The sequence below is a fragment of the Pseudomonas sp. 5.2 genome (assembly GCF_059025405.1).
In genome coordinates, this window is sequence record NZ_JBYBHH010000007.1 from 135,292 (window position 1) to 161,749 (window position 26,458).

Here is a 26,458-nt window from a genome sequence, read left to right on the forward strand (position 1 = left end):
CGAAACGCCGCGCGGGCGGCGCTCGATCTCACAGGCGCCAAACCTCTGTCGGCGAATAGCTTGATCTCAAAGGCTACGCAGTACCTGTGGGAGCGGGTTCACCCGCGAAGAGGCCCTCAAGGTCGATCACGGCTGCTGATACTGACTCAGGTACTTGTCCACCGTTGCCTTGCCATCCCCCGCATCCCCCGCCACCTGCCACAACCGCCGCTCGATCCCCTGCGCCAGCAAATGCCCCACCGCCGCCTCGATCGCCGACAGCACGCACAGCTGCGCCGGCTCATTGGTGGTATACCCCACCTCCGCCTCCAGCAACTTCTTGAACTCGATGAACTTGAACACCCCGGCACTGCGCCCAACCGAGTAGATGGTCTTGCTGGTCATGACGTTGGCCAGCACCTGCCCGGTGCGCACATCGACTGCGCGCAGGTTCACGGTCACCTGGTCGACGCGGTACTCGCGGGAGATGTCTATGCCTAAGTAACGCGCCCCTTCCCCGCCACTGCGCACGTTGGTGTCATAGGCGATAATGCCGCCTTCAAGCATCAGGTTGGCGGCCTGCAGCGGCGGCAGTTCGCCCATGATGTTCTCTGCAACATCCGGCTTCTTCTGCGAGGCGCGGATGATCTTGCGTTCGGTCAACAGGTTCTGCAGGCCTTCACGCTCCAGCACCACGAACCAGCCACTGGCGCTCAGGGCGTCCATCAGCATGCTCGCCGCGCCTTGGGTGACGCTGGTCGAGAACGAACTGGCCGGGGTGGGTTTGTACTGCCCGGTCTGGTCGCGGAAGCCATACACCACCGCCATCAGCCGGCCTTTAGGGCGTGGCATGTTGATCAGGTCGTAATAGGTCGAGGCGCGCGGGGTCAGGGTCGGGGTTTCCGAGTCCTGTTCGGCCGACATGGGTTCGCGCAGGCTGCAACCACTTTGCAGGCCAAGGGCGGTGAGGATTAGCAGCGTGCTCAGCAGACGTTTCATGGTGTTCTCTCCCCAACATAAATGCCTTTCCCTCTCAGGGGTTCAGGCCGCTGACCTCAATGATCGAAATTTCTCCTGTGGCGCGGTCGGTGACCTTGATGCTCAGCGCCCCTGAATCGTCGATAACGTCGATCAGGAAGGCATCGGTGGCCATGCTTCCGGTGCTGCCATTGCTGATGTTGTCCAGCAGCTGCGACAACATCCGCGACTCCAGCTGATTGCTGAAGCGCTCCAGGGCCGAGGTGCCCGAGAAGGCAGACGCGCGGTCCTTGAGGTCGGGGTCGTCGTAGTCGTTCTGCGCCTGGGCGTTGTTCAGCAACCAGGTGCCGTTGAGCGGGTTGCCGCCGAAGGCCGGGTTGACCGGGGTGTACACCAGCTCGGTGGCCTGGGCAGCACAGGCGCTGGCCAGCAGGCAGGCGGCGATGCAACGGGGAATGCGGGTTTTCATAGCTCGTCCCTCTCCAGATCGGTGGTGTCCTGCAGCAGGCGTTGCAACTTGCGTTGGATGATCTGCTGCTTGACCAGGTCGGCGGCCGCGACGGCCTCTTCTTTGAGTTCCGTGGTGTTGGGTGGCAGGAAGCGGCGGTACATCACGTCGCGCTCGAACTCCACGGTGATCAGGCTGCCCCAGCGGGCATCCGGGCGTTCGCGCACTACCAGGTTGAAGTCCAGCCGGCTGGTGGCACGCAGGCGGTCGGCGAAGTAGTAGTAAAAATCGTGGCCGATGTGCGAGATGGTGTTGTCGACGATAAAGCCCATCATCTCGTCCTCTTCAGCCGCCTTCAGCGCGCTGCTCAGCGAGCTCGCCAGCAACAGGCTCAGGCACAGCGCAGCCAGGCGGTTCATGGCGTGTCTCCCGGGCCGGCATGGGGCTGGGCACCGTTGGGGCTGTCGGCGAACGCCTGCTCGGCGACGAACTGCCAGTCGCTGTAGTGCTCCAGCCCTTCGAAGCCCGACCACTCGGCGGCAAAGCCACTGCGTTTGAACGGGGTGGCGTCCGAGCGGCTGTGCACGCCGGTGATGCGGCCGTCGATCGAGCGCAGCAGGCCCCAGTCGTCGCTGTTGCTGATCGGGTCCGGGTAGAGCCTGCGGATGTGCCGCTTGGCTTCGGGGAAGCGGTTGTCCTGCAACAGGTCGGCCAGGTCCTGGGGGTACTGGGCCAGCCCCGGCGATGCGCGGTAGTAACTGCGCAGGGCTTGGGCGTACTGGCTGCCGACCCACAGCAACTGGCGCTCGTGGTCGCGCTGGGCGGCACTCGACCAGACCGTCCCGGTAGCGGCCAGGGCCACGCTGCTGACCGCGATCAGCAGCAGCACGCCCAAGTAGGTGAAGCCGGCACAGGCCTTACCATTCAGCATAGAGGCTGCCATCACGCGCCCTCCCTGTAGCGCCGCTTTTGATGTCGGCCACGCCACCGGCCACACCTTCTGGCGGTGGCACCAGTTGCCAGGCATCGCTGCGTTCGGTGATCGGGTCCACCGGGGTGTTGCGCAGGTAGCGCAGCTCGACCAGTTGCTCAAGCGAATCGGGGTAGTGCCCGGTGTCGCCGTAGAAGTGGTCCAGCGACTCGCGCAGCACTGCCAGGCTCTGGCGCAGGGTGGCCTCGCGGGAGCTCTCCAGGCTGTTGAAGTAGCGCGGCATGGCGATGGTCATCAGCGTGGCGATGATCGCCATCACCACCAGCAGTTCGATCAGGGTGAAGCCTCGGCTGCGTTTCATGGCCGTCACCATTGCCCGTAGGGGATATTGTTGAGGCCTTTGCCACGGGCCTTGGAATACACGTCGAAGACGTCTTCGCCTTCCCGTGGGCTGTCAGGGCTGCTGTCGTAGGCACGCAGGCCCCAGGCACCCTCATCGTCCTCCTTGGCCGCCAGCAGCGGGTCGTGGGGGATGCGCCGCAGGAAGTAGAACTTGGCCCCCTTGGCACTGCGCACATCACGCACCCCGTCGACCAACACCTGCAGGTTGGGCGGGTAGCCGCTGGCATCCAGGCGTTTTTCGATGTAGCCGGCGTCAAAGGCGCGCTTGTAGGCATCGATGGCATCGCGGATCTGATACAGCGCCTCGCGCAGTTGCTGCTCCTTGCCGCGGCGCACCACGGTTTCGGTCAGCGGCGCGGCCATGCTGGCGAGCAGCCCGAGCAGTGCCAGGGTCAGCACCACCTCGATCAGGCTGAAGCCTTGCATGCGGCGTTTCATGGGCGTGGGCTCCCGTTGGCAGGCACCACGGCCATCTGGCTTTCCACTACCGGCGTGTCACCGGACGGCGTATTGCCCGGTACATCGGTTGGCGGCAGCGGCGCCATCTGGCGGACTTGCAGGCTCGACTCGGTGCCGGTGGCAAACTCCATGTCCGACGGGCTCTGGTACGGCAGGTTGCGCACGATGCGCGGGGTGATCGCCAGCACCAGTTCGGACTTGCTCATGTCGTCCTTGTTGCTGCCGAACAGCCGGCCCAGGCCGGGGATGTCGCCCAGGCCGGGGATCTTGTTGCCGCTGGCGTTGTGGTCGTTACGCACCAGCCCGGCCAGCACCTGGGTTTCACCGTCGTGCAGGCGCAGGCTGGTCTGGGCGTTGCGGGTATCGACCTGAACCGGAATGGTGCCCTGGCGCGTGGCCTCCAGTGGGGTGGCGTTGCTGACCTCCAGCGCAATCTTGATCGCCACTTCGTTGTTCAGGTGCACGGTAGGCTGCACCTCAAGCTTCAGGCCCACGTCCAGGTAGGTGACGCTTTCGGTGATCACGGGGCCCTGGGTCGACGGCACCGAGGTGGCGCTGATGATCGGCACCCGCTGGCCGATGTGGATACGTGCCTGCTCACGGTTGCTGACGCGGATCACCGGGCTTGCCAGGGTGTTGATGTCCTTGTCCTGGGCGTTGATCTTGGCCTGTGGGGCCGGCGAGATACTGATGCGGCTGGAGTCGATGCCGCGCAACTGGTCCAGCACGCTGACCGGTTTGCCGTCGGAGGTCAGCACGCCGAAGGTGTTGGGCCATTGCAGGCCGAGGTCGAGGATGCGCGAGGTGGCCACCTCCATAACCTCCACTTCCAGCACCACTTCGGGGTTGGACTGGTCCTGGGACTGCAACAGCTTCTCGGCCATGCGCACTGCGTCGGGGCTGTCGCGCATGGTCAAGGTGTTGAGGCGCTCGTCGACGAACACATCGCGGGTCTTGAGCATGGTCTTGACCATGTTCAGCGCCGTGTTGGCGTCGATGCTGGTCAGGTAGAAGGTGCGCATGACCAGTTCCTGGTAGTCCTTGGCCTTTTGCGGCGAGTCGGGGTAGATCATCAGGGTGTTGTCGTTGACGATCTTCTGGCGCAACTGGTTCTGCTCCAGCAGCAGGGCCACGGCGTCCTCGATGCGGACGTCGCGGACGAAGATGGTGGCCTTCATGTCCGGGCGCAGGTCTTTGTCGAAGATGAAGTTGATGCCAGCGACCTGGGACAGCACTTCGAAGATGGTCTTCAGGTTGGCATCACGAAATTCCAGGGTGACCGGGCGCTCCAGCTTGCTACGCAGCTGCGGGAAGGGCTGCGCGGTGCGTGCCTGGACGTTCTCGATGTCGCTGCGCAGGGTCATGCCCTTCTGGTTCTGCGGGTCCAGGCGCAGCACTTCGCGCATGTAGCGCTCGGCACCGAACAGGTCGCCCTGGCGCAGGGCCGCCTGGCCGAGGGCGACACGTTCGTCGAGGGTGCGGATCAGCTCCAGTTGACGGATGCCTTCCTGGGCGCGGCGGTTGTTCGGCTCGATGCTCAGCACCCGGCCGTAGCCCATGCGCGCACCGGCAAAGTCGTGGCGGATACGGTCGCTGTCGGCCTGGCTCAACAGTGCCTCGACTGCCGCCTGGCGGCCATGGGCCAGGGCGATGTTCAGTTCGGTGTCGCGCGGGTCTTCACGCAGGGCCTCTTCCAGGCGCGCGATGCCGGCTTCGTACTGCCCCTCCTTCATCAGTTCTGCGCTGTCTTCGCGTACCGCACTGGAGCCGCAGCCGGCGATGGCCACGCACAGCGCCAACAGCAGGAACGGAGCAGGCTTGCACAGCTTCGATGACTTCATGGTGCGCTCCCGACAGACAGGGTCTGCGACTGATGCAAAGGCAGGTAGACCAGGCTCAGCTCGTTGGCCGAGACCCGGTCGAGGCGGTAGGTGTCTTCGATGACGTCGCCCTGGCGCACGACGTAGAGTTTTTCGCCGCTCTGCAGAAACACCTGCAGGTCGTCGCGATCGCCCAGGCGGCCGACGAACTGGAAGGGCAACGCCGGTGCCGTGGGTGCGGCAACCACCACGGGTGTGGCGATGATCGGTTGTTCGGTGACGGTGGCCAGGGCCTTGGGTTTGGTCCAGCGCTGGCTCGGGAACAGGTCGGTGGAGGCCTGTTCTGGCCTATTCGCGGGCAAGCCCGCTCCCACCGGTTCGGGGGAAACTACGGAACCTGTGGGAGCGGGCTTGCCCGCGATGGCAGCGACGCCATCCTCTTGGCCAAACCAATGCCCAGGCGCCCACGCCAGCGCGGCAGAAAGCCCAAAAAACCCGAGCCAGACCAACCCACGTTGAGTATTCATCACGACCTCGACAGGTAGAGGGTCATGCGCAGGCGGGCGTTGAGCTCGCTGTCGCCGATGCGTTTGCGTTGCAGCTCAAGGTCTTCCAGCACCAAGGTCGGCAGCTGGCCAAGCAGGCCCTTGAGGAAGCCACGGATCTGCGGGTAACTGCCGCGGACCGGCAGCACGATCTGGTAGCGCGCCAACTGGGTTTTCGGGTCGATGCCCAGCGCGTACTCGCCGCGTGCCAGGCTGATGTGCTCGGCACTGGCCAGGTGATACAGCCGCTCGATCAGTTCGCTGGCCTGCGGCTGACCGGGCAGTTGCTGACGCAGGGTGTCGAGGGCCTGCTGCTCGGGCTTGACCGCGATTTTCAGCTCGCCGCGTTGCACCCTTCCCACTTGCACACTGGCGTCTGCCTCGCTGGCCCGCAGTTCGCGCACGCTTTGCCATTGCGGCAATACGCCGGCCACTGCCACGCCGACCACCAGCAGGCCAACGGCAACGGCGGCCAGGCCCACCGGGCCGATACGGCGCAGGTGCTCCTGAATGATCAGGCTGCTAAGCGGTTCAGGGGCGCGCATGGCCGGTCTCCCAGGTGGCGGTCAGGGTGAAACGCACCGGGTGCTCCGGCTGGCTCACCATCACCTCGTGATTGAGCAACGAAACATCGCTGAGCTCGGCACTGGCCTCCAGGCGCTGGTGGTACTGCAGCATCGCCTCCAGGTTGCGCGCCTCGGCGGCAATGCGGACCTGGCCCTTGCGAGCGTCCGGGGTCAGGCCAAGCAGCGCCACATCGTCCTGCGGCAGTGCTTCGAGCATGGCGAACAGTTGCTGCCAGGGCCGTTGCAGCTGCTGCGAGACATTGCGCATCTGCGCCAGGCGCTCGGCCTGCTCGCGGCTGGCTGCACTGCTTTGCGGCGCAGCGGTGGCTGGGCGCCGGCCCAGTTGCAGCTCCAGGCTGTGCAGGCGGCCTTCGAGGTCGACTTGCTCGCCCTGCAGGTGGTGTTGCAGCAGCACCAGTGCGGCCACCCCTGCACAGCCCAGGGCCAGCAGCGACCAAGCCAAGGCGCCATTGCGGCGGGGCTGGAATTCCAGGTCGAGGCGGCGCATGTCAGGCCACCGCCCGCCACATGGCGCACAGGGGGTCGGCTTCGCTGGCCGGCTGGCACAGCTGCACCGCTGCCAGTTGCGGCACGTCGCCGCGGCCAGGCGCATGCAGGTAGACCCGTGGCAGATGCTCGCCGTACAGCTCGCAGGTACGCTCGATCAACGCTTGCAGGGCCTGGTCGGTATCGGCACAGCCTTGCGCCAGCACCTGCTGCCAGGCACCGCCAGCAGCCAGCAACAGCACGCTGCGGCGCGGCTCGGCGAGGACGAACAGGAAGTCGCCTTGTGCCAGCTGCGCCGAACAACGGTTGTAGGCCGCCATCAGGTACGGCTGCACCGAGCGCAGGCTCAGGCGGCTTTCCCGGCCCAGCGCCTGCAGCCGTTGCAGCAAGGCCTCGGGCAACGCCGTGGCAATGCGTGCGGCACCTGCCGGCTCCGGCGAGAGGACGATGCGCCAGTCACCCAGCGACTGGCCGTAGAGGTTCTCGAAGCAGGCCCGCGCATAAGCATCCAGCTCGCGTGGATGGCCAATGGCATCGCTCCACGGCACCAGGCAGAAGCGGCTGTAGCGGGCCGACAGCAACACCCGCAATTGGGCGCCGCGTACGGCGTGCTCGGCCAGCAGTGCGCCCAGCGCCTCGACGGCAGCTTCCCAGGCCGGTTGGGCGGCGTCGCAGCTGAATTCGCGGCTGCCCAGCCACTGGTGCTGGTTGCCTTTCCAGCAACCCAGGCCAACACCCTCGGCGCCGAGCACGGCACAGTATTTATGAGCAGCACGATCACGCAATGAATGTGACACGGTTGATCTCCTCAAGGGTGGTGCGGCCGTCACGGACCAGGTCCAGGGCCGATGCCCGCAGCAAGCGCAGGCCGCGCTGGCAGGCGAGAGTCTTGATCTGCGACAGGGGGCGGCGTTCGACGATCATCTGCCGCAGGTCATCGTCCAGGTGCAGCAGCTCGGCGATGGCGCTGCGGCCGCGATACCCGCTGCCACGGCACTGGCCACAGCCCTGGGCGCGGACGAACGTCCAGCCCGCGACGGCGGCGCGGGTCAGGCCCGAGGCCAGCAGGGTTTCATCGTCCACTTCGCAGGCGCTGGCGCAGTGCGGGCAGGCCAGGCGAATAAGGCGCTGAGCCAAGATGGCGTTGAGCGCCGAGACGAAGCTGTAGGGGTCGACCTGCATCTGGCTGAAGCGGCCGATCACATCGAAGACGTTGTTGGCGTGGATGGTGGTGAACACCAGGTGCCCGGTCAGGGCCGACTGCACGGCGATCTGTGCTGTGTCCGGGTCGCGGATCTCGCCGACCAGGATCTTGTCCGGGTCGTGGCGCAGGATCGAGCGCAGGCCGCGGGCAAAGGTCAGGCCCTTCTTCTCGTTGACCGGGATCTGCAACACGCCGGGCAGTTGATATTCGACCGGGTCTTCGATGGTGATGATCTTGTCAACGCCGTGGTTGATCTCGCTGATCATGGCGTACAGGGTGGTGGTCTTGCCGCTGCCGGTGGGGCCGGTGACCAGGATCATGCCGTAGGGTTCGGCGGCCAGCCGGCGCAAGGCACGCAGGGTTTCGTCGGCAAAGCCCAGGGCCTGCAACTGCACGCCGCTCACCTTGTCGGAAAGGTCCTGTTTGTCGAGCACTCGCAGCACGGCGTCTTCGCCAAAGATGCTGGGCATGATCGAGACCCGGAAGTCGATCTGCCGCTCACCCACGGCGACCTTGAAACGGCCGTCCTGGGGCACGCGTTTCTCGCCGATGTCGAGCTCGGCCATGACCTTGATGCGCGAGATCACCTGGTCAGCGAAGGCGCTGCCGCTGGCCTTGCCGGCACCGTTGAGCACACCGTCGATACGGTACTTGATGGTCAGGCCCTGGCCGGTCATGCCCAGGTGAATGTCGCTGGCGTGCAGTTTGAGGGCGTCGTAGAGGGTCGAGTTGACCAGCTTGACCACGCGGCTCTGGTCTTCGCTGATGCTGGTCAGCGACAGGCGTTGCAGCGGGTCGCTTTCGCTGCTGGCTTCACTGTCGTGGTCAAGCGCATCGACCGCGTGGAAGCTTTCTTCATGGCGGGCCAGAAACGTCGCCAGCTCGGCGGCGTGCGCCAGGTACAGCGGCGCGCCTTGCAGCACATCGTCGATCCAGGCCAGGCGCGCAGGGTCGAAGGGGTCGGCGAACACACCCAGCAGTTCGCCGCCCTGCTCGATCAGCACGAACTCGCGTTTCAGGCACTGGGCCAGGCTGACCTTGTCGAAGCGGGGGGTGCTGGCCAGCAGCGCCTGGCTGTGCAGCACGGGGTAATGCAGGGTGATGCCGAGGCGGCGGGTGAAGGTGTCCGGGGTGTCGTTGGCCAGGCGCTCCAGGCAATTGAGCAGGCGCTCGTCACTGGCTTGCAGACGGGCCTGGGCCAGCAGCTCGCGTGTAAAACCGACAATCTCGAGTACTTCGGGCATGGCCTGCGACTCCGCTCAGGGGGCGCGTCGCAGGCTGGCTCAGCCAGGGCAGCGGGCGCCGCTATTCCCCTGTGAGCAGTTGTTCGTCATCCGGACCTGGGGGCTTGGCGCCATTACGGCGGCGGTCAGCCAGTACCCAGCTACCATCGTACAACTGCAGGGGGAACGATTCGTTCCTGGTCTGGCGTCGTTCGACGAACCCTTCTGCCGGGTTGTCCGTGGCCCTGCGCCGGCGCTCGATGCCCATCAGGTCGAGGATCGCGCGCGCCAGTTCCGCTAACGGGAACGGTTTGAACAGGACATGGGTCACGCCAAGTTCGGCGGCTCGCTCACGGACCTCGGCGGTCGGGTGGGCGGTGATCAGCACGAAGTGGCACTGCCTGTTCTTGCGCACGGTCTCCAGTACCTGAAAACCCTCCATATCGGGCAAGCGGTAATCCAGCACGATCACTTGCGGTGCCAGGCGTTCAGCCTGTTCGATACCACTGGCACCGTCGTGGGCAACATGAACTTCCAGGCCTTGCGCCTGCAAATACGCCTGCAGGTTCTGCGCAAGAGTCTGTTCGTCATCGACTACCAATACTCTGTTCACCAAGGTCGACTCCCAAATACTGCCCGGTTTCCCGGTCTGCGAAGTGCGGCCTTGGTAAGGCTTGAGCAGGCTTCGTGCCAGGCGTGAATAGTCATGCTGCACCACTGTAAGTCGTTGATCTGGCAAGGGTGCCCGAAAACACCCCAGGCGCAGCGAGCAGGCGAGCTCGCCCGGTTCCCCACATCCGGGGGACCTGATGGCACTTTGCCAAGTCGTTATTCCCCAGCTTTGGGGAAACGCCATCGGGGCCTTCAGTCGGCGATTTCCACTTTAGCGGATTCGCGCAAACGTTGGCGCACAGCTTGCCGCGCTTGCGCCTGCAATTGCCCGATGAGCGAGGCCCTGGCCAAGACCAGGCCCTGTTCACGTATGACAGAAGGGTTATCACTTTGGTTCTGCGCTCCTTGCAGTCTTTGTCGATTGGCCATGTAGAAGGCCTCCACCTCGGCCTGGCTGGGCGCGTCGACCGCGCTGAGCTGGGCATACACCCGCTGGGCAGCCAGCTCGCGGCGGGTGTAATCAGCGTACTCTGCCCTATCGAAGCCTGCCTGCGCCAGACGCCGTTCAAACACTGTCGGGCTGCCAAACGCCGCCTCCACGTCACCAACCTGGGCAGACACCTGTTCATCACTGATGCCGATGCCCTGGCGTTGGGCCTCCTGCCACAGCAGCTCCTTGTCGATCAGCTCGTCCAAGGCCTGGTCGCGCAGGCGCTTGTACAAGGTCGGGTTGCGGATGCTGGCCACCGCGCGGCCCTGGGCTTCGAGGTACTCCGTGAAGTAGCGCTCAAGGCGCATCACATCGATCTCGACACCGTTTACCCGCGCGGCCGGCACATCGGCCCAACTCGCCTTGGCGACCAGCAGCAACAGGCACAGCAACAGGGTACGCATGGCAACCTCCGCTCAAGGGGTGTCCGGCACTGGCCGGTACGGGGTGACCGAGGTGAAGCGCGGCCCGGGCAAGGCCACCGCCACCACGTGGGCACCGGCCATGCCCTGCCGGCGACCGGGGCCGAAGCCCAGGGCTGGCGTGAGGCCGGTAGTGACGTCGTGCAGGCCCTCCAGGGCCGTGATCAGTTGCTCGCGGCTGGCATCTCGGCCGATCTGTTTAAGGGCCTCTGTCAGCAAGCGCAGGGCGCACAGGGTGTTGACCTGCAAGGACGCCTGACGCGGGTCCAGGCCCTGGCGTTGTTGCAGCCCGGCGAGGGTCGCCAGGCCTTGCTCGGTCCAGTCTTCGGGCACGAATGGGTAGGCAAGGTAGACGCGTTGCGACCACTGCGCAGGCAAGTTCGCCACGGCCCCGACCACCTGGCTGGACGCTGCAAACAGGTAAGGCTGACGGCCTGTCGCCTGCAACGCGGCAGCCAACTCGGCAAAGGCCTGGGCGCGGCCAACGAAGACGATGCCCTGGCCGTCCACCGCCTGGCCATCGAAGGGCTGCAGGGCGCCGGGGGCCCAGCCTTGCTGCACAAGGTGTTCACGCACCTGCTCGGCCAGCGGCGCTTGCTCGTCACCGGCATACACCACACGCAAGCCATCTGGGGCGAGGCCCAAGGCGTCACGGGCGTGGCCGGCCAGGCTCAGCAGTTGCGCAGGCAAGCCCGGCAGCGGGTCGAAGATCTGCGCACTGCCGCCACTGCGCGGGGTGCTGCCGATCAGCGGCACGTTCTGCTGCGCCAACACCGCGGTCAGGCGCTGGTCGAGCATGGGTGCCAGGGGGGTAATCAGGTTGAACACCTGCTCCTTGTCCAGCAGTTGGCGAAGGGCCTGCTCGGCGCTGTCGGCGTCGCTGCCTGGGTCGAGCACCACCAGTTCCAGGCGCCGCCCGTGCACACCGCCTTGCTGGTTGAGTTGCGCCAGGCCGTCTTCCAGTACTGCGCGCACCACGTGCCCTGCTTCGGCCAGCGGCCCGGAGCCCGGCAGCAAGGTGCCCAGGCGCAGCACGCCCTCCTCCACGCCCGGGTCGCGCTCATCGGCCAGGCGTTTGAGGTAGGCGGTGAGGTTGCGCTGGTCGGCCAGGGTTAAATCGAAACGCGGCATGGCGGCGTCCAGGCGATTGCCGGCAGGGTCCACCCCCTGCTGGATCGCCCTGGCCAGGCTGGCGTCGGTGTAACGCGGGTAACTGCGGCCATTGGTCTGCCGCTCGCCCTGGCCCAGGGCCAGGCGTTGCCAGTCGAGGCTCGGCGGGCGAACACCGCCTTCGGCGCGGCCGCGGCCGTCGGCGCCGTGGCAGCTTGCACAGGGTAAGACGCTGGCAGGGACACTCATGTCGCTGGAGCCGACGCGCGCCAGCAATTGTGCGTCGCTGCTCGACTGGCCTTCGCGGTACAGGCGCTTGCCGGCCTGTTCGTGTTCGGTGAGGTCCAGGGCGAAGGCTGTGCTGCATAGGCTCATGGTGATGAGCAAGGTCAGGGACCTGATGAGGGCATTTCTTGCCTGCGCGGGCCCCATCGCCGGCAAGCCGGCTCCCACAGGGATAGCGGTGCCGCTGAAGGTTGTGCATACCCTGTGGGAGCCGGCTTGCCGGCGATGGGGCCAGCGCAATGCAGTCCTGGCATTCATGGCCGTCACCGCCCTGCCAGCGGCTGGGCCAGCAGCTGCATGCGCTGCGCGATCGCCATTGGGGGCGCATCGGGGCGGATCTTGCTCCAGCGCTTGCCTGCCACGTCACCGGCAATCAGCTGCGTGGAATGCTGTTCGGGGCTGGGCAGGAACTGGCCGATGCGGCCCAGTACCAAGTCGACACTGGCCTTGTCGCCAGTCAGGAACAGCCAGTTGGGGCCGTCCACGCCCTGCTTCTCGGCAAAGGCCTTGAGCGCCGCCGGGGTGTCGTTGAGCGGGTCGCTGCTGATTGAGACGAACGTCACCTGCCCGGCCAACGCCGGCCCCATGGCCTCGCGTACCTCCCGCAGCTTGCGGGTGATCAACGGGCAGGCGTCGGTGCAGTGGGTGAAGATGACGTTAAGCATCACCACCTTGTCCTTGAGCACATCGCTGTAGAAGCGCAGGTCGCGGCCGTTCTGGTCCTTGAGCACGGTGTCGGTGAACCAGGTCTGGGCATCGCGAGTGCCGCCGCCGCTGGTCATCGCCTGGGGCGCTGCCTGTGGCTCGGGCGCCTGCTGGGCATGGCCTTCATGGGCCAATGCGACCGAGGCAAGAATCCACAGGCAACCGCCCAGTACCAGCCAGTCGAGACCGCGCATACCGGCGCGGCGTGAAATCAGATGGCTCATGGTTGCACCTCGTTATGGTCGCCGGTGTGGTCGGCATGGTGTTCGGCGATGGCCGTGCTCTTGGCATGCACGCGGCGGGCGCTGAGGCGGTTGATTTCCGCGACCAGTACCGCCGGGTCGGTGAAGCCGTAGTAGCGCGTCCAGTGGCCGCTGCGGCCATCGCCCACCAGAATCAGCGGCGGGTGCTGGCTGAGGTCGGCACTGAAGCTGCCCAGGCCTTTGAGGGTTTCGGTGATGGCGTACGACGTACCGGTCAGCCAGCTCCAGCCCGGCCCTTTCTGGAAGGCCTTGGCGTAGCTCTGCAAGCGCTTGGAATCATCGCGCTGGGGGTCGACGCTGATCGACACCAGGTGGATTTCTTCACCCACACGGCCGCCCAACTGCTGCTGGACCTTGCCCATGATCGACGACACCACCGGGCACACCGTGGTGCAACTGGTGTAGATGAAGCCCATCACCACCAGGTGATCGCCGACCAGGTCCTTCTCCAGGCGCACAGGCATCCCGTCCTGGTCCAGCAGCGAGACATCGGCAAAGCGCACACTGGCTTTCTCCTGTCGCGCGGCGGGCGGTTGCTCGGCATGGCCGCTGTGGTCATGCCCGGCATGGGCCAGGGCCAGGTTGCTGGACAACAACAGGGGCAGCGCCAGGCTCAGGCCCAGCCGTGTAAAAGCATGCTTGGCGTTCATCGCACACTCCTGGTTTGCATCTGGGAAGCGTCCCCTTGGGACGCCGTGGAGGCCGAGGCCGGCAGGACGCGCAGGCTGGTGTAATTCTCTTCGGCAAACTTGCGGCCCAGCGACGGCGACTGCACATGCAGGTACCAGGCGCCGGCTTCAGGCAGGGTCAAGGCCGCTTGGTAGACGCCCTCGCCCACTTCTTCCAGGCGCAGGTTGCGCGGCATCGACGACGGCGCCAGGAAGTAGCGCAGGCTCAGGTCATTCAGGCCCAGGCGCGGTTCACCGTCGTCGCCGACGATGCGCACCCGTGCGGTGAAGGCGCTGTGCTGCGGCAAAGGCTGCTCTAGGCCAAGGAACTCGGCATGCGCGCCCTTGTGCTTGCGGGCATTCGGCGCCTCGCCCACATCGGTGCTGAAGCAGTGGATGATTTGCGGCTGGTTGAGCAGGAAGGCCACGTCGAACTTGCCGGCCGCCGGCAGCTTCACCGTCGAGCCATACACCCCTGGGGCCACCTCGCGCAGGCTGCGGTCGACGACGATGGCGGCGCGGGCCTGGTGGCCGCGGTTGTTGTAGCCCGACATCGGCGCGTTCATGCCCTCGGCGTAGAAGTAGGTGGTGTTGTCCACCGGGTTGACCACGAACACCGAGTTGTCGTCACGCGACACCGATAACCCTTGTGCCAGCGGCAGATCACCGGCTTGGCGCGGCGCGGCAGGGCCGGCGTCGAAGCCCTGCACGATCGGCGAACGCCCTTCCCCAAGGCTGCTCAGGTTGATCATGCTGACCTTGGGCGAGGCCAGGCCGCGGACGTAGGCATAGCCCTTGGTGAAGGTAAGTTGGTAGGGTTCGGCCGCCACCGGGATGCGGTGGATGAGCGTGTCGGTACTGGCATCGATCACTAAGGCTTGGTTCTCCAGGGTGTTGAGCACGATGCCGTAGCGCCCGTCGCTGCTAAAACGCATCGGGCCCAGGCCCTGTTCCGCCGTGACGGTGTGGCGCGGTTGATGGCTGCGGGCATCGATGACCCGCACCGTGCCTTCTTCGCCATCGACCACATAGACCGCCTGGGACAGCGCCGAGTAGCTCACCGACAGCGGGTGCGGCCCCACCTCCAGGGTCTTGGCCAGGCGCATTTCAGGGATGTCGATGATGCTCAGGGTGCCGCTGTCGCGGTTGCTGACAAAGGCGTAGCGCGAGTCGCTGCTGAAGGCGATCTCATGGTGCCCAGAGCCGGTGGCGAAGGACTTGAGGGTGCTGCGCCCGGGCACGTCGATCACCGTTACCCCCCCCTTGGCCGGGTCGCTGCTGTTGTTGCCCACCCACAGCCGATGCTGGTCCGGTTGCAGCGCCACCCGCGTCGGTTGGTCGCCGGCATCCAGGTCGGCCACGCGGGTGAAGGTCTCGGTATCGATCACCGACACCTTGCCGCGCTCCGGGATCGACACGAACACCTGCTTGTCGTCGCCGGTGGCCGCCCAGTCCATGGGCCTGCCTGGCAGCTCGATACGGGCCATGGTGCTGGTGACGCCCCCCACCGAAACCGTCGGGTCGATGACCGTCAGGCTGGCGTCCTTGTTCAGCATCAACAGAAAGTAGCTGTTGAGGTCGAGCAATGGCCGGGCACCAATGCTGCTTTTGAGAAACAGCGCCACGCGGGCCTTGCAGCTTTGGTCGCGGTCGCCGACCGGTGCCGACTGGGCCGGGTCGATCCAGGCCCCCGGCGCCATGCCCGACAGCGGCTGGCCGCTGGCCTGGTCGCTGACCTTGAAGCGCACGTTGGCGAAGGCGCCTTCGCGCAGCTCGCCCCCGGCCAGCGGCCGCGCCTCGAACTCCACGGTTACCCCGTCCCGGCTGAGCCGGTGCAGGGCCTGCGGGTCGGCAGGCTCCTGCAGCAGCTCGCGTGGGTCGCACCAGAGCTGCTCATACGCCACGCCCAGGCCGATCAGTGCCACTCCCAGCAGTACCCCCAAGTAAGCAGGGCGAGTCTTCTTGTTCATGCTCGCACTCCCGTGTCGTTATTGTGGCGCAGCCGTTGCGGGCGGCGCTTCGTTGCTGACCCGCAAAATCCCCCACAGCCCCGAGAGGTTGCCGTAGGCGGCATAGTCGCGGAACAGGTAGTCCCCCGGCACCGCATTGGCACCACCCGCGCTGGGCAGCATGAAGCTGAAGTGCGCCGCCGGCAGTACGCTTTCCTGGGCACCGATATAGATCGACATCGGGTTGAAACCGAAGCGCACCGAGCCGATGCCTGGCAGGTTCATCGGGTAACCATCGGCGTCGTTCTTCTCGGCCTGGTAGGCGTGCAGTGGCCACAGGTGCCCGTCCAGCTGGTAAGTGATGCCACGGCTGCCACCGCTGGGCATCAGCACATGGCTGCGTGCCGGCTGGCCGGGCTTGGCCCAGAGCACGGGCGTCTGCGGGTCGCCTCCGACCAGGGCGTTGCTGTAGGCCATGTGGGCGTTTGGCACATCGGCGAAGCCATTGCCGTCGGCATGGCCGAACGGTGCGTCCGGCGCCATGCCGAAGCGCAACCACAGCGGTTCGGTTTTGTAGTTCATGGCCATGTTGCCGTTGTCCTTCGGATCGCCCGGCACGCCATTGCCTTCAGTAGCGATACCTTCCACGGGGCGGCCGTCTGCCCAGCGCATGTTCATCGAGCGCTGCCACACCGTGACGAAGTCGCGGTAGTCCGGCTGCCCGCTGACTTTTACCGTGGCCTGGGCACGGCTGGCGGTGTCCTCGGTGAAGGTGGCGGCTTGCGGCAGGATGCTCATGGCGCCCACCAGGCCTTTTTGCGGTTGCTTGATGAAGTCGGACGGGGTCAGGTTCAGGCCGCCGAATTCGATCGCCGTGGTGTTGATGTTGTCCACCGTGCGGCCCAGTTGCAGCACCGGCTTGCCTTCACGCTCCAGGTGCCCGGCGTAGTACTGGTACACCTTGCTCGGGTAGGCACCGCTGGTGCCGGCACGCGGCGGCACGGTCTGCACCGGGTTGAGGCCGACGTTGGCACCATCGGACTTGGTGATGTCGTAGGCCAGCAACTGCGCGTGCAGGCCAACATGGCTGGATGGCCGCATCAGGTTGTTGTTGAACGCCGTGGAGCCTTCGCTGCCGTTACGGTCACGCTTGACCACGTTCTGCATCACGGCCGTGCTTGGCAGATCTGGCATCACCAGCGGCAGGCGGTTTTCCAGGGTGATGCTGATGCAGTCGCCAGCGTTGGCGCGCAGCACCAGGGGCTCTACCGGCACGCCGGGTTTAAGCTTGCCGGTGGTCGCGTCCAGGTCTGCCTTGCGCACATACAGCACCGCGGTCGGGTCGTGCAGTGGTGCGCTGTGGCCGCCAACGGTGAAGGTGGTGCCGTCCTCCTCATCCACCACGGTCACCTGCGGGATGCTGGTCTTGCGGCTGTTGAACACCAGCGTGCCACCGCCAGGCTTGAGCGGCCCACCGACATGCTGGCCGACGCCGGCCGGGTCGGTGATGCTGACCCCGTGGCGGTTCTCCAGAATGTCGTTGGCCAGTGCGGCAACGATCTCGTAGCTGCGCTTGACCGTGGCGCGGGTACCAATGCCATTGGCATTGGTGGTGGTTTTTGGGCAGATGCCGTCAAAGTTCACGGTGTTGCGCATGGCCACCGGCTGCGGGTTGTTCGACAGCGGGAACAAGTCCGGGCGCAAGGTGGTGTAGTTGCGCATGATGCCCCAGATGCCGTTCCAGTAGCCTTCCAGTGCCGCGTCCAGCGAGTACAGGTAGTCGCCATTGGTGGCCGCAGAGCTGGAAATCATCGACACCGGCGCCATGAAGCCCAGCTGCTCGGAGATGCCGATCATCTGCGATGCCTTCCACCCCGAGTTGGAGCTGCTGCCGAAGCCCGAGCCATTCTGCAGCCACTTGACGCCGTGCAGCGTGACGTTGTGCTCCTCTTCATGGCCACCGGCATGCATGCGCAAGCGCACGTTGTCACCCGAGTAAGTGCGCAGCAGCGGCGTGAACGGGTCACCGGGCTCGCTACCGGCGGTGTTGATGTGCGGCGGGAACACCGTGGTGCCACCGGTTGGGCCGACCGCCGAAGTGATCGCCGAGGGCGCCATGTTCATCGCTGGGATGGCACGGTCGGTGCGGCTCTGCAAGGCATAGCTCAGGTCACCGCCCAGGCCATCGGCCTGCATGCCGCGCTTGCCGTCCGGGGCCACTTTGTTGGGGTCGAACACCCGCAGGGCCAGCGGTTCGTTACGGTAGTTGACGACGAACATGCCTGGGTCATCCACCGAAATGGCTTGTGGGCACGGCCGGCTTGGGCAGCCAGGGCTCAGGCCACCACGCGACTCGACCACCGATTCGAGCAGCGACGAGGCTTTCTGCCGTACCGGTGGGTTGATGGCGTAGCGGAAGCTGTCGGCCGTGGCCGGGTACGACTGGCCATTGGGAATACCGTCCGGCCCTGCGCCCACGTACACGCCGGCTTCATAGGCATGCTGGAAGTCGCTGTACTCGAGGAAGAACTCACGGTAGCTGTCGTTTTTGCCGTCGCCATCGTGGTCACCGGTCTTGATCACTGCTTGCCACGAGGTTGGCCCACCGTCCTGGCGCGCAGCCGGGTTGTACAGCTGCTCGCCGGTTTCGGCGTGGTACCAGGTGGAGCCGGCAGGTTCGGCCAGTACCGTGGCGTACAGGCCCAGTTGCTGGTGGGTCGATGGGCCAAGGTGGTCGTGGGTGAAGATGGTGCCCAGGCCGCGGTCGACGTTGTGCACGTTGACCACAGGGTCGGCGAACCAACGCTGCATGGCGGTACGCGCGCCCAGCCAGTCGGCCCGGCCAAAGCGCCCGAAGTACGGGTGCTGCTTGGCGCTTGGGCAGGCGGCGGTGCCGTCTCGGCTATCGCCTTCGGTGCAACCGTTGTAGGCGCGAATGGCATGCACGCGCTCGACCACGCTGCCGGGCGAAAGAATGCCGTCCTCGTAGTTCCAGCCGTTGGCCGAACCGTCAGCCGCGGTGAGGTCCCACTTAGGCAGGTGGATGTGCTGGCCAATCACGTCGGTTGGGGTGCGCACCTGGTAGTCGTCCATCTCATAAATGGACGGGATCAGGTTGGTGTGCTGGTACATGGTGCAATCGAAGGTGTTCATGCGCATCACCAGCGGCTCGGGTGGGCGCTGCTTGGTGATCACTGGCCAGGCGTCTTCCCAGAGGGCAATGATGCGCGCCTGCGGGAAGTGGTAGCCCACTTTGTTGTAGACCGCATCGAACTGGATGTTGGCGCCTTTGTAGATGCGCGGGCGGTCGGCGGTGAAGGCAGACGCACCCCGGAAGCTCATGCCGGTCAGGCTTTCACCGCTGGCGAACTCGCCTATGCCCGAGGTCTGGGTGAGGCGCTTGCCGCGGTCGTCCATGCACGGCTCAAAGAACGGTGCCCCGGCCGTCGGCAAGGCGCCATTGGTGCGGAAGTTGCGCGCCACCGGCTGGCTGCCCGGCATCAGCGCATAGCTGGGGTGCTCAGCCTTGGCGTGAAACTTCATGGCCGCCTGTTCGACTTCGGTGCCCTCTTCCGGCAGGTAGATCGGCTTGGCTTTGTGCACCACCTTGGAGAAATCCAGCTTGGTGGTGGTGGTCAATGCTTCGCCACCTGCCGAGATGCCATCCAGCGCGTGCCGGCCCAGGCCACCATCCCAGCCATCGACCTGGTTGGGGTCCAGGTTGGCCCACAGGGCATTGCCGCTGTTTTTCAGTTGCTGGGCAAGCGCAGGGTCGAGCATGTCCAGCGGCGGGGTCGGTGGGCGCTGGCCGACGCTGCTTTCCATGCCACCGATCCAGAACGGGTAGCCTGGGTTTTTCAAGGTGCCGTCGGCGTTGCGGTTGGTTTCGCTACGGTCGACCAGGGCCAAGGAGCCGACAGCCTTGGGCGCAGCTGCCCCGTGGCCATGGTCATCGTCGCCCTCTTCTTCCTCTTCATCATCGTCCTGCTCATTTGCGGCCACCCACTGCTCTGCAAGCTTAGGCACCACGACCACCTTGCCCGGCATCGGCGCCATGGCTTTGCCCGGCAGCGGGACGATGGCGGGGATCGGCGTACCGGCAATGATTTCACCGTCTGGCAATGCCCGTGCGCCGACGGCTGGCTTGCCACTGCGCAGGGCAAACGGCGTGATGTGGAAGCCGTTTGCATCCTGGCCACTGACCTCCAGCCGGGTACCTTCCTCGAACACGTCGTGCACCCGCCACATGGCCCACATGCCTTGGGCGAAGTGCGGGTAGAAATGGCAGTGATAGATGGCATCGCCCGCTACGCGGTTACGGTTGCCAGAGCCGCCGTTGGCGATCTCGTAGGTGTACCCGATGCCCGGGCCGATGCCTTGGGCGTCCACATAGTCGGAGTTGTCGTCGTTGGGGTTGAATAGCCACTGGTGGCCGTGCAAGTGGAAAATGTGCTGTTCATGACCATTGTGCGTATTACGAAACTTGGTGAAGTCGCCAATGTAGCTATGGTGGACGTTGGCCGGCTCCGACGGGTACAGGGCCATGCTGGCCTTGACGCCCACGGCATTGGCCGGTGGGGTTTCGCCGGGGCGGATGTTCTCCAGGCCGACGTTGGCCGGCACGTCCACCAGCGTGCCGATATCGCCCACGGTGTGGGCGCTGAGGAAGAACTCCTCATAGGCGCACGACAGGCAGTCATGCATCGGGCCCACGCCCAGGCGGTTGGCCACAACCTCGGCGCCCATCCCGCCCGAGCCGTAGTTGATCATGAACGAATCGCGGGTCGGCTCCAGCACGTGGCCCATGATCGGGTCGGCCCAGTAGCCGGGGAAGGCCTGGGTGCCGGCCACTTCGTCGGCGAACTGCGAGGCGAAATCACGGAACGCATCCAGCCGGTTGGGCAGCGCCGGGTTGCGCTTGTTGACGCTCTCCAGTGGGTAGGTCGAACGGGGGAAGCTGCCGTCTGGGTTGGGGCCCATGACGATGGCATCGGTCTCGCTGTTGAGAATCTCGTTGCCATCGACCATGGCGATGATCGGCTTGCCGGCCTTGCCTTCGGTGATCCAGGGCTCGGCCTGCGGGTAACGGGCCTGGTAATCGATGACAGGTTGGCCTGTAGGTGTACGGCCGGTGGTGGCCAGGCGCATTTCTTCTTCGGTCAGGGTGTTGCGGAAGGTGCGCCCGCCTTTGGGCACCACCACCACCTGGCCGAACAAGCCGTTGGCAACGTTGCCGGCGCCGCCCTGGCCGCCGAAGGTCGCGCCTTGGCTGGTGGCGGCGAAGGCCCCTTCGCGTTCGGCATACAGCGTGTAACTGCGGGTGTTGCCCGGCGACACCAGGAAGTTGCCGTTGCGGCCGGTGTTGGCGGCGATGTCGCCAATGCTGTTGACGGCTTGCATGCCGTTGACCTGGAAACCTACGTGGCGGTCGCTGACTTGCTCATCCGCAACGAAGTGCTCACCGCCTTCATTTTCGAACTCGGTCTCCGGCCCGTCTTCTTCCTCACCTTCGGCCTCGTTTTCTTCGTGGTCGATACCGTGCTTGTTGGGGTTGGCCTGGTAGGCCAGCAGGTTGGTCAGGTTGACGGTGAGGCAGTCACCGGCAGCGACTCGCAAGACGATTGGCCGTGGGCGTTTGTCCGGGCGCAAGGTGACTTTGCCAGGCACTGCGGCTCCGCCTTTGCCAAGCGGGACCTGGTGCTCGTCCACGACATCTTCGCGCAGGGCGAACATCATGCCATTGGCGTTTTGCGCGCCAAGGCGGTTGAACATCAGCGGCTGGTCCAGTGCGACCACATTGGCAACCAGGGTGCGCTGGCACTGCACAGCTGCCTCGCTGGTCGCTTCCCAGCCGAGTAGGGCCAGGACAAGGGATGACAGGACGGGGCCTTTGAGCGGGGTCGACATGCTGCACCTCCGGAACACAGGGTCTCTGCGTGGAGGTTAAGCAAGGTATATGCCAGATGAGAATTGTTATATTTTTTGGTGAGTTACAGCGCTAACCGAAACAGATTGGGGAGGATTCCCCAGCGGTTTTCCCCGATTCGGGGGATGGGGCTGCGGGTAGGAGCAGCCCTGTGCTGGGAAGAGGTCGGTGACAACACCGTAGATAGTCGCCGCTAGTAAGGGCCTCTTCGCAGCGCAAGGCTGCTCCACACAGAGGGCGTGAAGGGTGGGTCAGCCCATCAAGCCGCGCACGCAGAAATACAGTATCGAAGGGCCCATCAAGCAGCCCAAGCCGGTATGGAAGGTCGCGGTCAGCGCGCCGTACGGCACCAGCCGCCGGTCCGTGGCCGCCAACCCTGCGGTTACCCCCGACACCGTCCCAGCCAAACCACCGAACACCATGGCCGAACGCGGGTTGTCCAGGGCCAGCAGGCGGGCCGACACTGGAGTGAACACCATCACCAGGATGGCCTTGATCAACCCGGTGGCTATCGACAAGGCCATCACGTCCGAGCTCGCACCCAGCGCCGCCCCAGTCACCGGCCCGACGATATAGGTCACCGCGCCCGCGCCAATGGTGGTCATGCTTACGGCATCGCGATAGCCGAAGGCATAGGCCACCGCCGCACCGACGATAAACGGCAGCACCGTGCCCAGCAGCAACGCAACGGCGCCAATCATCCCGGCCTTGCGCGCCTCGGTGGCCTGCACTTCGAAGGCCGTGGCGACGATGGCGAAGTCGCGCAGCATCGCCCCACCCATCAGGCCGATGCCAGAGAACAGCGCCATGTCCGCCAGGCCCTTTTGCCCGCCGGTCACGGTACCGCCAACCCAGGCCAGCACCAGCCCAATGACGATGGCAATCGCCGAGCCGTGCACCCGGCCGAACGTCAGGTATTTCGACATCAGTACCGACAACCACATGATCGCCCCGACAACCGCGAACGCGGTGATCAGGCCGTTGTGTTCCAAGGCATTGTCAATGATCGGCCACATGATCAGCGCCCTCCTGCAGGGGCAACCTGCACAGGTGTTTCGGGTGTGGGCTCCAGTGCGGGCAAGGGTTCACCGCGGTGGCTGCGGCTGATCAGCGCGATGGTCGCGCCACACACCAATACCGCGCCGACGGCCGCCAGCAGCGCCACCGGCCCGCCGTGCAGGGCCGTGACCACGTTCTGCTGGGCCGCCATGGCCACCACCACCGGAATGTACATCGCGCCCCAGAAGCCGACGCCGAACTCGCACTCCTTGCTCATACCGCCATGGCGGTGCATGTACAGCCGCGCACAGATCAGCAGGATCATGGCGATACCGACCCCGCCCACGTTGGATTTGACGCCCAGCAGCACGCCCAGGAAGTCGCCGACGATAACGCCGGCAAGCGTGCACACCGCCAGCAGAGCCACACCATAAATAATCATTGTTGTTGTCCTCAGGTGTTGTCGAAGTTGCTTGTTGTTGTCCTTCGCGTTGCACAGCACGGTCATCGGTTGCCGGCCACCTCCTGACGCATTAAGGCGTCGACGCTGTCCAGCCGAGTGGACTCGATGGCTACCACGCGGCCATTGGCGAACACCTGGCGGGCCAGGCCGCTGAGCACACTGCCCGGTGGTATTTCCAGGTGCAGGCGCACCCCGCGTTCATAGGCGTTGCGCAACGTGGCACGCCAATCCACCACCCGCGCCATGTTGCCGGCCAAGTCGTCGCGCAAGCGTTGCGGGTCGTGGATCGGCCGTGCACTGCTGCCGCTCAGGTAGGTGATGATGGGCCTTCGCAGTTCGACCGCAGCAAAGGCCTGGGCCAGTTCCGCAGCCGGGGCGTCGAGCAGTGGGCAATGGGACGGCACGCTGACCGCCAGGCGCCGCGCGACGCCCTGGCCCAGGCTGCGCGCGCGTTGGGCCACCGCAGCCATGGCCGCCTCACTGCCGGCAATGACGATCTGGTTTTCGCTGTTGAGGTTGGCGATGTAGACCTCACCGCCCGCCTCCACCAGCAAGCGCTCGACACTGGCCAGGTCCAGGCCACTCAGCGCGGTCATGCCATACCCCTGCGGATAGGCGCGCTGCATCAACTCACCGCGCAGCGCAACCAGGCGCACGGCATCGGCGAACGCCAGCGCACCGGCCGTGACAGCGGCGGGATACGCCCCTATCGACAGCCCTGCCACATAGTCGGGGGCGGGACTTTGCTGCAGCAGTCGGCGCGCCCAGGCCACCCCGGTCAGCAACAGGCACAGCTGCACAGCCCGGGTGCTCTGCAATGCCTGCTCGCTGTCCAGGCCCAACACCTGATGACCCAGCGTATCGCTAGCCTCCTCCAGCAGTGGGCCGGCCCCCTCGGGCAAGCGGTGCAACATGCCTACCTGCTGGGCACCCTGGCCGGGGAACGCGAACAAGCTGCTCATGCCGCACACGCCCAGGCTGCCCAGGGGTCGACCACCAAGCGCGCGCCATGGGGCGACTTGAGCAGTACGCGGCGGGCAACACCGGCCCACTCACGCAGGGCGACGGCACCTGCCGGTGTTTCCAATTGCACATCGATACGGCATGGCGCGCAGTCCAGTATGTCCAGCAGTTCCCGCGCTTTTGCGCGTGCCAGGGGGTGCGGCGTGCGCACGACCACGTCCAGGTCACTGGCCAGGTGCAGCACGCCAGTCTCAGTGGCGAGTTGGTACCCCACCCCACCTGTCGGCCCCCAGGCCAGCCCGGTGGTATCGAGTACCGGGGCCACCGAGGCCAACGCCTGCAATGCAGGCCACGGGCTCGGTGCTCGCCAGCGCAGGGCCTCAGGGCTTTGCAGGCGTTGGATATCGGCCAGGCGCATCTGTGTGCCCAGCCGCTGATCCCGGCTCAGGCCGCGCAGGCCCACCGCCACCCAGCCGTCAGCGCAGGCGGCGCGGCGCACCACCACAGGCTGACCGCTTGCCACCACCTGATGCGCCCACTGCGGAGCATCTTCAGGCAGCGCGCAAAGGGGCAACCCCCACAACAGGTCGTGCGCGCGTGGGCTATTCATCTCAGGCCCCCTGCCACTGACGGCGCAAGTGTTCGCGCACCTCGCGGGAGGCACGCCGGTTTTCGCCCGCCAGCCGCGATGACAGGTCGGTCGAGTTGCCGATATCGCGCACCGCTTCGGCCAAGCAGGTACGTACCTTGGCCAGATCGGCCGCACTTGGCGTCTCGGCGTTGTCCACGCCAAGACGTCGCCACAGCAAGCCCAGCGAGGCGTAGCTGTCGAGGTCATAAGCCATCGGCGGTACTTCGGCGGCCAGGGCCTCCAGCGCTTCGACGCTGCGCAATGTAATGCGCGCGGCAGCGGCCTTGCCCATGGCGTGCACCATCACCCCAGCGTCATCCAGCGCGATCAGGCGCTGGGCTTGATAGCCATGCGCGAGGAAGGCGCCAGACATCGCCTTGCCGACCAGCAGCCCAATCACCGGGTGCCCGGCCAAGCGCGCCTCGGCATACGCCTGCACCGCACCGGCCAGCGCCTGGTGAATGCCCAGCGCCTCCTCGCGGCGGCCATAGGCCTGGCTGGGCACATCGATGACGGCGACGATGGCCCGCTTCTCGCCGTCGCGGTCTGCCGCGACCGCTTCGCTCACCGCCTTGGCCAGCCCCCAGCCTTCCAGCAAGCCGACCTCGCCCGCACGCGCCCGGGGGAACGGGTTGTGCGCATCGGGCACCACGGCAATGAAGCGTGCCAGGCGGTTGTCCAGTTCGCCGTCGATCACCTGCAGCGACGCGGGGTAACCCGGCAGCACTTGCCCGCCGGCCAGGCCCGGCAGCCAGTTCATGGCTCGGTTCATTTGGCTTCTCCTTGGTAGAGGCTGCGTACAGCGGCGGCATCCAGTTGCGGGCAGTCATCGCCGAGGCGCGAGAGCCGCTCGAGGTACCAGGCGTGGCGGCGAGCACGGTCTGTGCCGGGGGTGTCGAGCAGGTGCAAAAGCTGCTGGCGTATTGCATCTGCATCATCGGCCACGTAGCCGTCGACCAGCCCACTGGCATGGCGCTGCTCGCCACCGGTCAGGCTCCAGATAAAGGGGCGGTCCTTGGCGTCGTATTCGGCGATGCCCGCTTCCTGCTCGATGACCTGCGGGCCATTGAGGCCCAGGCGCGCCTCACGGGTAACCAGCAGGTGGCTGCACAGGCCGGCAGCGATGGACATACCGCCGAAGCAGCCGACCGAGCCTGCGATCACGCCGATCACCGGCTGGTAGCTGCGCAGCTCGATGATCGCGGCCTGGATCTCGGCGATTGCCGCCAGGCCGAGGTTGGCTTCCTGCAGGCGCACGCCACCGGTTTCCAGCAGCAGCACGGCGCAGGTCGGGGTGCCGTTGCGGTTGTCTTCGATGGCCAATTCCAGTGCACCGGCGATCTTCGCCCCGCCCACCTCGCCCATGCTGCCGCCCTGGAAGCCACCCTCGATAGCGGCGACCACAGTATTGCGGCCATTCAGCCGGCCTTTGGCAATGACCACGCCATCATCGGCCTGGGGCACGATGCCCTGGCGCGGCAGCCAAGGTGACATGAGCCGGTCGAAGGGGCCCAGCAGCTCGCGGAACGTCCCTGGGTCAAGTAGTGCCCGGGCGCGCTGGCGGGCGCCCATTTCGACGAGGCTGCGGCTGTGCAGCAAACGTTCGGTGTCAGTCATGGGCGATCTCCTCGAAACCTTGCTCCAGGCGCAGGCGCACCACCCCTGGCGTGGCGCCAAAATCATGGATGTCGATGTTCACCGCTGGCCATTGGCGGCCTTCGAACAGGCGCTGGAACAGTTGCGTCCAGCGCGCGCCGCTGCCGTTGACCGACGTCACGACCTGGATCTGCAAGCTGCCGGCGATGCCGGGTTCGATCAGCACTTCCAGGTCGCCGGAGCTGACGCAGCCGACCACGGTGCGCCCGCGCCCCGGTTCGGCGGCGGGAAATTGAAAGGTCAGGGTTTCCATG

At 65.7% G+C, this 26,458-nt stretch carries 26 protein-coding genes; all 26 read right to left on the reverse strand.

All coding sequences use genetic code 11. The annotated features are described in order from the left end of the window. Positions 1-126: 126 nt before the first annotated feature. Entirely contained in the window at positions 127-978 is an 852-nt protein-coding gene (locus AC5PZ0_RS13025) for a CsgG/HfaB family protein (protein WP_027593460.1), read from the reverse strand. Between the two features lie 34 nt (positions 979-1,012). Then, positions 1,013-1,426 carry a curli assembly protein CsgF gene (locus AC5PZ0_RS13030; RefSeq protein ID WP_027593461.1) on the reverse strand — a complete coding sequence of 138 codons (414 nt, stop codon included), beginning with the start codon at positions 1,424-1,426 and terminating at the stop codon, positions 1,013-1,015. Continuing rightward, entirely contained in the window at positions 1,423-1,824 is a 402-nt protein-coding gene (csgE, locus tag AC5PZ0_RS13035) for a curli production assembly/transport protein CsgE (RefSeq protein WP_085272957.1), read from the reverse strand. Before csgE ends, AC5PZ0_RS13030 begins: the two co-directional genes overlap by 4 nt. Further along, on the reverse strand, positions 1,821-2,348 hold the full coding sequence (locus AC5PZ0_RS13040) for a type II secretion system protein (RefSeq protein ID WP_085272958.1): 528 nt from the start codon (positions 2,346-2,348) through the stop codon (positions 1,821-1,823). The genes csgE and AC5PZ0_RS13040 overlap by 4 nt, the downstream gene beginning before the upstream one ends. Next, complete coding sequence (locus AC5PZ0_RS13045; RefSeq protein ID WP_085272959.1) at positions 2,323-2,697, reverse strand: type II secretion system protein; 375 nt, start codon at positions 2,695-2,697, stop codon at positions 2,323-2,325. Before AC5PZ0_RS13045 ends, AC5PZ0_RS13040 begins: the two co-directional genes overlap by 26 nt. 5 nt (positions 2,698-2,702) lie before the next feature. Beyond that, positions 2,703-3,176 carry a type II secretion system protein gene (locus tag AC5PZ0_RS13050; protein ID WP_033694024.1) on the reverse strand — a complete coding sequence of 158 codons (474 nt, stop codon included), beginning with the start codon at positions 3,174-3,176 and terminating at the stop codon, positions 2,703-2,705. Continuing rightward, on the reverse strand, positions 3,173-5,038 hold the full coding sequence (locus AC5PZ0_RS13055; RefSeq protein WP_027593466.1) for a secretin GspD/PilQ domain-containing protein: 1,866 nt from the start codon (positions 5,036-5,038) through the stop codon (positions 3,173-3,175). The genes AC5PZ0_RS13050 and AC5PZ0_RS13055 overlap by 4 nt, the downstream gene beginning before the upstream one ends. Beyond that, on the reverse strand, positions 5,035-5,544 hold the full coding sequence (locus AC5PZ0_RS13060) for a hypothetical protein (protein WP_454243866.1): 510 nt from the start codon (positions 5,542-5,544) through the stop codon (positions 5,035-5,037). The genes AC5PZ0_RS13055 and AC5PZ0_RS13060 overlap by 4 nt, the downstream gene beginning before the upstream one ends. Next, positions 5,544-6,107, reverse strand: a complete 564-nt coding sequence (locus tag AC5PZ0_RS13065) for a GspMb/PilO family protein (protein WP_027593468.1) — start codon at positions 6,105-6,107, stop codon at positions 5,544-5,546. Before AC5PZ0_RS13065 ends, AC5PZ0_RS13060 begins: the two co-directional genes overlap by 1 nt. Beyond that, complete coding sequence (locus tag AC5PZ0_RS13070) at positions 6,094-6,636, reverse strand: pilus assembly protein (RefSeq protein WP_099429181.1); 543 nt, start codon at positions 6,634-6,636, stop codon at positions 6,094-6,096. The genes AC5PZ0_RS13065 and AC5PZ0_RS13070 overlap by 14 nt, the downstream gene beginning before the upstream one ends. A 1-nt stretch (position 6,637) precedes the next feature. Next, positions 6,638-7,432: a hypothetical protein gene (locus AC5PZ0_RS13075; protein WP_027593470.1), complete on the reverse strand. Its 795-nt coding sequence runs from the start codon at positions 7,430-7,432 to the stop codon at positions 6,638-6,640. Next, complete coding sequence (locus AC5PZ0_RS13080) at positions 7,413-9,083, reverse strand: GspE/PulE family protein (RefSeq protein WP_099429180.1); 1,671 nt, start codon at positions 9,081-9,083, stop codon at positions 7,413-7,415. Before AC5PZ0_RS13080 ends, AC5PZ0_RS13075 begins: the two co-directional genes overlap by 20 nt. Before the next feature lie 61 nt (positions 9,084-9,144). Beyond that, positions 9,145-9,678, reverse strand: coding sequence for a response regulator (locus AC5PZ0_RS13085; RefSeq protein WP_172960411.1), 534 nt, complete (start codon positions 9,676-9,678; stop codon positions 9,145-9,147). Positions 9,679-9,926: 248 nt separating this feature from the next. Continuing rightward, positions 9,927-10,568, reverse strand: coding sequence for a SurA N-terminal domain-containing protein (locus tag AC5PZ0_RS13090; RefSeq protein WP_265969958.1), 642 nt, complete (start codon positions 10,566-10,568; stop codon positions 9,927-9,929). A gap of 12 nt (positions 10,569-10,580) precedes the next feature. Then, the gene (locus AC5PZ0_RS13095) at positions 10,581-12,071 is read right to left on the reverse strand and encodes an ABC transporter substrate-binding protein (protein ID WP_493855204.1); all 1,491 of its coding nucleotides are present in this window, start codon (positions 12,069-12,071) and stop codon (positions 10,581-10,583) included. Between the two features lie 173 nt (positions 12,072-12,244). Continuing rightward, positions 12,245-12,910 carry an SCO family protein gene (locus AC5PZ0_RS13100; protein ID WP_027593475.1) on the reverse strand — a complete coding sequence of 222 codons (666 nt, stop codon included), beginning with the start codon at positions 12,908-12,910 and terminating at the stop codon, positions 12,245-12,247. Further along, positions 12,907-13,599 carry an SCO family protein gene (locus tag AC5PZ0_RS13105; protein WP_050580734.1) on the reverse strand — a complete coding sequence of 231 codons (693 nt, stop codon included), beginning with the start codon at positions 13,597-13,599 and terminating at the stop codon, positions 12,907-12,909. Before AC5PZ0_RS13105 ends, AC5PZ0_RS13100 begins: the two co-directional genes overlap by 4 nt. Then, on the reverse strand, positions 13,596-15,587 hold the full coding sequence (locus AC5PZ0_RS13110) for a cytochrome D1 domain-containing protein (RefSeq protein WP_493855142.1): 1,992 nt from the start codon (positions 15,585-15,587) through the stop codon (positions 13,596-13,598). Before AC5PZ0_RS13110 ends, AC5PZ0_RS13105 begins: the two co-directional genes overlap by 4 nt. Positions 15,588-15,605: 18 nt before the next feature. Continuing rightward, positions 15,606-21,473, reverse strand: a complete 5,868-nt coding sequence (mnxG, locus tag AC5PZ0_RS13115; RefSeq protein ID WP_493855143.1) for a manganese-oxidizing multicopper oxidase MnxG — start codon at positions 21,471-21,473, stop codon at positions 15,606-15,608. 270 nt (positions 21,474-21,743) lie between these two features. Continuing rightward, entirely contained in the window at positions 21,744-22,508 is a 765-nt protein-coding gene (gene madM, locus AC5PZ0_RS13120; RefSeq protein WP_027593478.1) for a malonate transporter subunit MadM, read from the reverse strand. Positions 22,509-22,510: 2 nt separating this feature from the next. After that, the gene (madL, locus tag AC5PZ0_RS13125) at positions 22,511-22,933 is read right to left on the reverse strand and encodes a malonate transporter subunit MadL (RefSeq protein ID WP_027593479.1); all 423 of its coding nucleotides are present in this window, start codon (positions 22,931-22,933) and stop codon (positions 22,511-22,513) included. A 62-nt stretch (positions 22,934-22,995) separates the two neighbouring features. Continuing rightward, a complete protein-coding gene (mdcH, locus tag AC5PZ0_RS13130; RefSeq protein ID WP_275744827.1) occupies positions 22,996-23,916 on the reverse strand; it encodes a malonate decarboxylase subunit epsilon in 921 nt (306 codons plus the stop codon). Next, positions 23,913-24,527, reverse strand: a complete 615-nt coding sequence (locus AC5PZ0_RS13135) for a malonate decarboxylase holo-ACP synthase (protein WP_493855144.1) — start codon at positions 24,525-24,527, stop codon at positions 23,913-23,915. The genes mdcH and AC5PZ0_RS13135 overlap by 4 nt, the downstream gene beginning before the upstream one ends. A gap of 1 nt (position 24,528) precedes the next feature. After that, positions 24,529-25,320, reverse strand: coding sequence for a biotin-independent malonate decarboxylase subunit gamma (mdcE, locus tag AC5PZ0_RS13140; protein ID WP_027593482.1), 792 nt, complete (start codon positions 25,318-25,320; stop codon positions 24,529-24,531). After that, positions 25,317-26,165, reverse strand: coding sequence for a biotin-independent malonate decarboxylase subunit beta (locus tag AC5PZ0_RS13145; protein ID WP_027593483.1), 849 nt, complete (start codon positions 26,163-26,165; stop codon positions 25,317-25,319). The genes mdcE and AC5PZ0_RS13145 overlap by 4 nt, the downstream gene beginning before the upstream one ends. After that, positions 26,158-26,457: a malonate decarboxylase subunit delta gene (locus AC5PZ0_RS13150; RefSeq protein ID WP_085272968.1), complete on the reverse strand. Its 300-nt coding sequence runs from the start codon at positions 26,455-26,457 to the stop codon at positions 26,158-26,160. Before AC5PZ0_RS13150 ends, AC5PZ0_RS13145 begins: the two co-directional genes overlap by 8 nt. Position 26,458: the final 1 nt, after the last annotated feature.

What these genes read in the sequence shown, in the direction of transcription:
- AC5PZ0_RS13025 (WP_027593460.1), bottom strand. Translation starts at nt 978, where the DNA reads ATGAAACGTCTGCTGAGCACGCTGCTAATCCTCACCGCCCTTGGCCTG.
- AC5PZ0_RS13030 (WP_027593461.1), bottom strand. Translation starts at nt 1,426, where the DNA reads ATGAAAACCCGCATTCCCCGTTGCATCGCCGCCTGCCTGCTGGCCAGC.
- csgE (WP_085272957.1), bottom strand. Translation starts at nt 1,824, where the DNA reads ATGAACCGCCTGGCTGCGCTGTGCCTGAGCCTGTTGCTGGCGAGCTCG.
- AC5PZ0_RS13040 (WP_085272958.1), bottom strand. Translation starts at nt 2,348, where the DNA reads ATGGCAGCCTCTATGCTGAATGGTAAGGCCTGTGCCGGCTTCACCTAC.
- AC5PZ0_RS13045 (WP_085272959.1), bottom strand. Translation starts at nt 2,697, where the DNA reads ATGAAACGCAGCCGAGGCTTCACCCTGATCGAACTGCTGGTGGTGATG.
- AC5PZ0_RS13050 (WP_033694024.1), bottom strand. Translation starts at nt 3,176, where the DNA reads ATGAAACGCCGCATGCAAGGCTTCAGCCTGATCGAGGTGGTGCTGACC.
- AC5PZ0_RS13055 (WP_027593466.1), bottom strand. Translation starts at nt 5,038, where the DNA reads ATGAAGTCATCGAAGCTGTGCAAGCCTGCTCCGTTCCTGCTGTTGGCG.
- AC5PZ0_RS13060 (WP_454243866.1), bottom strand. Translation starts at nt 5,544, where the DNA reads ATGAATACTCAACGTGGGTTGGTCTGGCTCGGGTTTTTTGGGCTTTCT.
- AC5PZ0_RS13065 (WP_027593468.1), bottom strand. Translation starts at nt 6,107, where the DNA reads ATGCGCGCCCCTGAACCGCTTAGCAGCCTGATCATTCAGGAGCACCTG.
- AC5PZ0_RS13070 (WP_099429181.1), bottom strand. Translation starts at nt 6,636, where the DNA reads ATGCGCCGCCTCGACCTGGAATTCCAGCCCCGCCGCAATGGCGCCTTG.
- AC5PZ0_RS13080 (WP_099429180.1), bottom strand. Translation starts at nt 9,083, where the DNA reads ATGCCCGAAGTACTCGAGATTGTCGGTTTTACACGCGAGCTGCTGGCC.
- AC5PZ0_RS13090 (WP_265969958.1), bottom strand. Translation starts at nt 10,568, where the DNA reads ATGCGTACCCTGTTGCTGTGCCTGTTGCTGCTGGTCGCCAAGGCGAGT.
- AC5PZ0_RS13095 (WP_493855204.1), bottom strand. Translation starts at nt 12,071, where the DNA reads ATGAGCCTATGCAGCACAGCCTTCGCCCTGGACCTCACCGAACACGAA.
- AC5PZ0_RS13100 (WP_027593475.1), bottom strand. Translation starts at nt 12,910, where the DNA reads ATGAGCCATCTGATTTCACGCCGCGCCGGTATGCGCGGTCTCGACTGG.
- AC5PZ0_RS13105 (WP_050580734.1), bottom strand. Translation starts at nt 13,599, where the DNA reads ATGAACGCCAAGCATGCTTTTACACGGCTGGGCCTGAGCCTGGCGCTG.
- AC5PZ0_RS13110 (WP_493855142.1), bottom strand. Translation starts at nt 15,587, where the DNA reads ATGAACAAGAAGACTCGCCCTGCTTACTTGGGGGTACTGCTGGGAGTG.
- mnxG (WP_493855143.1), bottom strand. Translation starts at nt 21,473, where the DNA reads ATGTCGACCCCGCTCAAAGGCCCCGTCCTGTCATCCCTTGTCCTGGCC.
- madM (WP_027593478.1), bottom strand. Translation starts at nt 22,508, where the DNA reads ATGTGGCCGATCATTGACAATGCCTTGGAACACAACGGCCTGATCACC.
- madL (WP_027593479.1), bottom strand. Translation starts at nt 22,933, where the DNA reads ATGATTATTTATGGTGTGGCTCTGCTGGCGGTGTGCACGCTTGCCGGC.
- mdcH (WP_275744827.1), bottom strand. Translation starts at nt 23,916, where the DNA reads ATGAGCAGCTTGTTCGCGTTCCCCGGCCAGGGTGCCCAGCAGGTAGGC.
- AC5PZ0_RS13135 (WP_493855144.1), bottom strand. Translation starts at nt 24,527, where the DNA reads ATGAATAGCCCACGCGCGCACGACCTGTTGTGGGGGTTGCCCCTTTGC.
- mdcE (WP_027593482.1), bottom strand. Translation starts at nt 25,320, where the DNA reads ATGAACCGAGCCATGAACTGGCTGCCGGGCCTGGCCGGCGGGCAAGTG.
- AC5PZ0_RS13145 (WP_027593483.1), bottom strand. Translation starts at nt 26,165, where the DNA reads ATGACTGACACCGAACGTTTGCTGCACAGCCGCAGCCTCGTCGAAATG.
- AC5PZ0_RS13150 (WP_085272968.1), bottom strand. Translation starts at nt 26,457, where the DNA reads ATGGAAACCCTGACCTTTCAATTTCCCGCCGCCGAACCGGGGCGCGGG.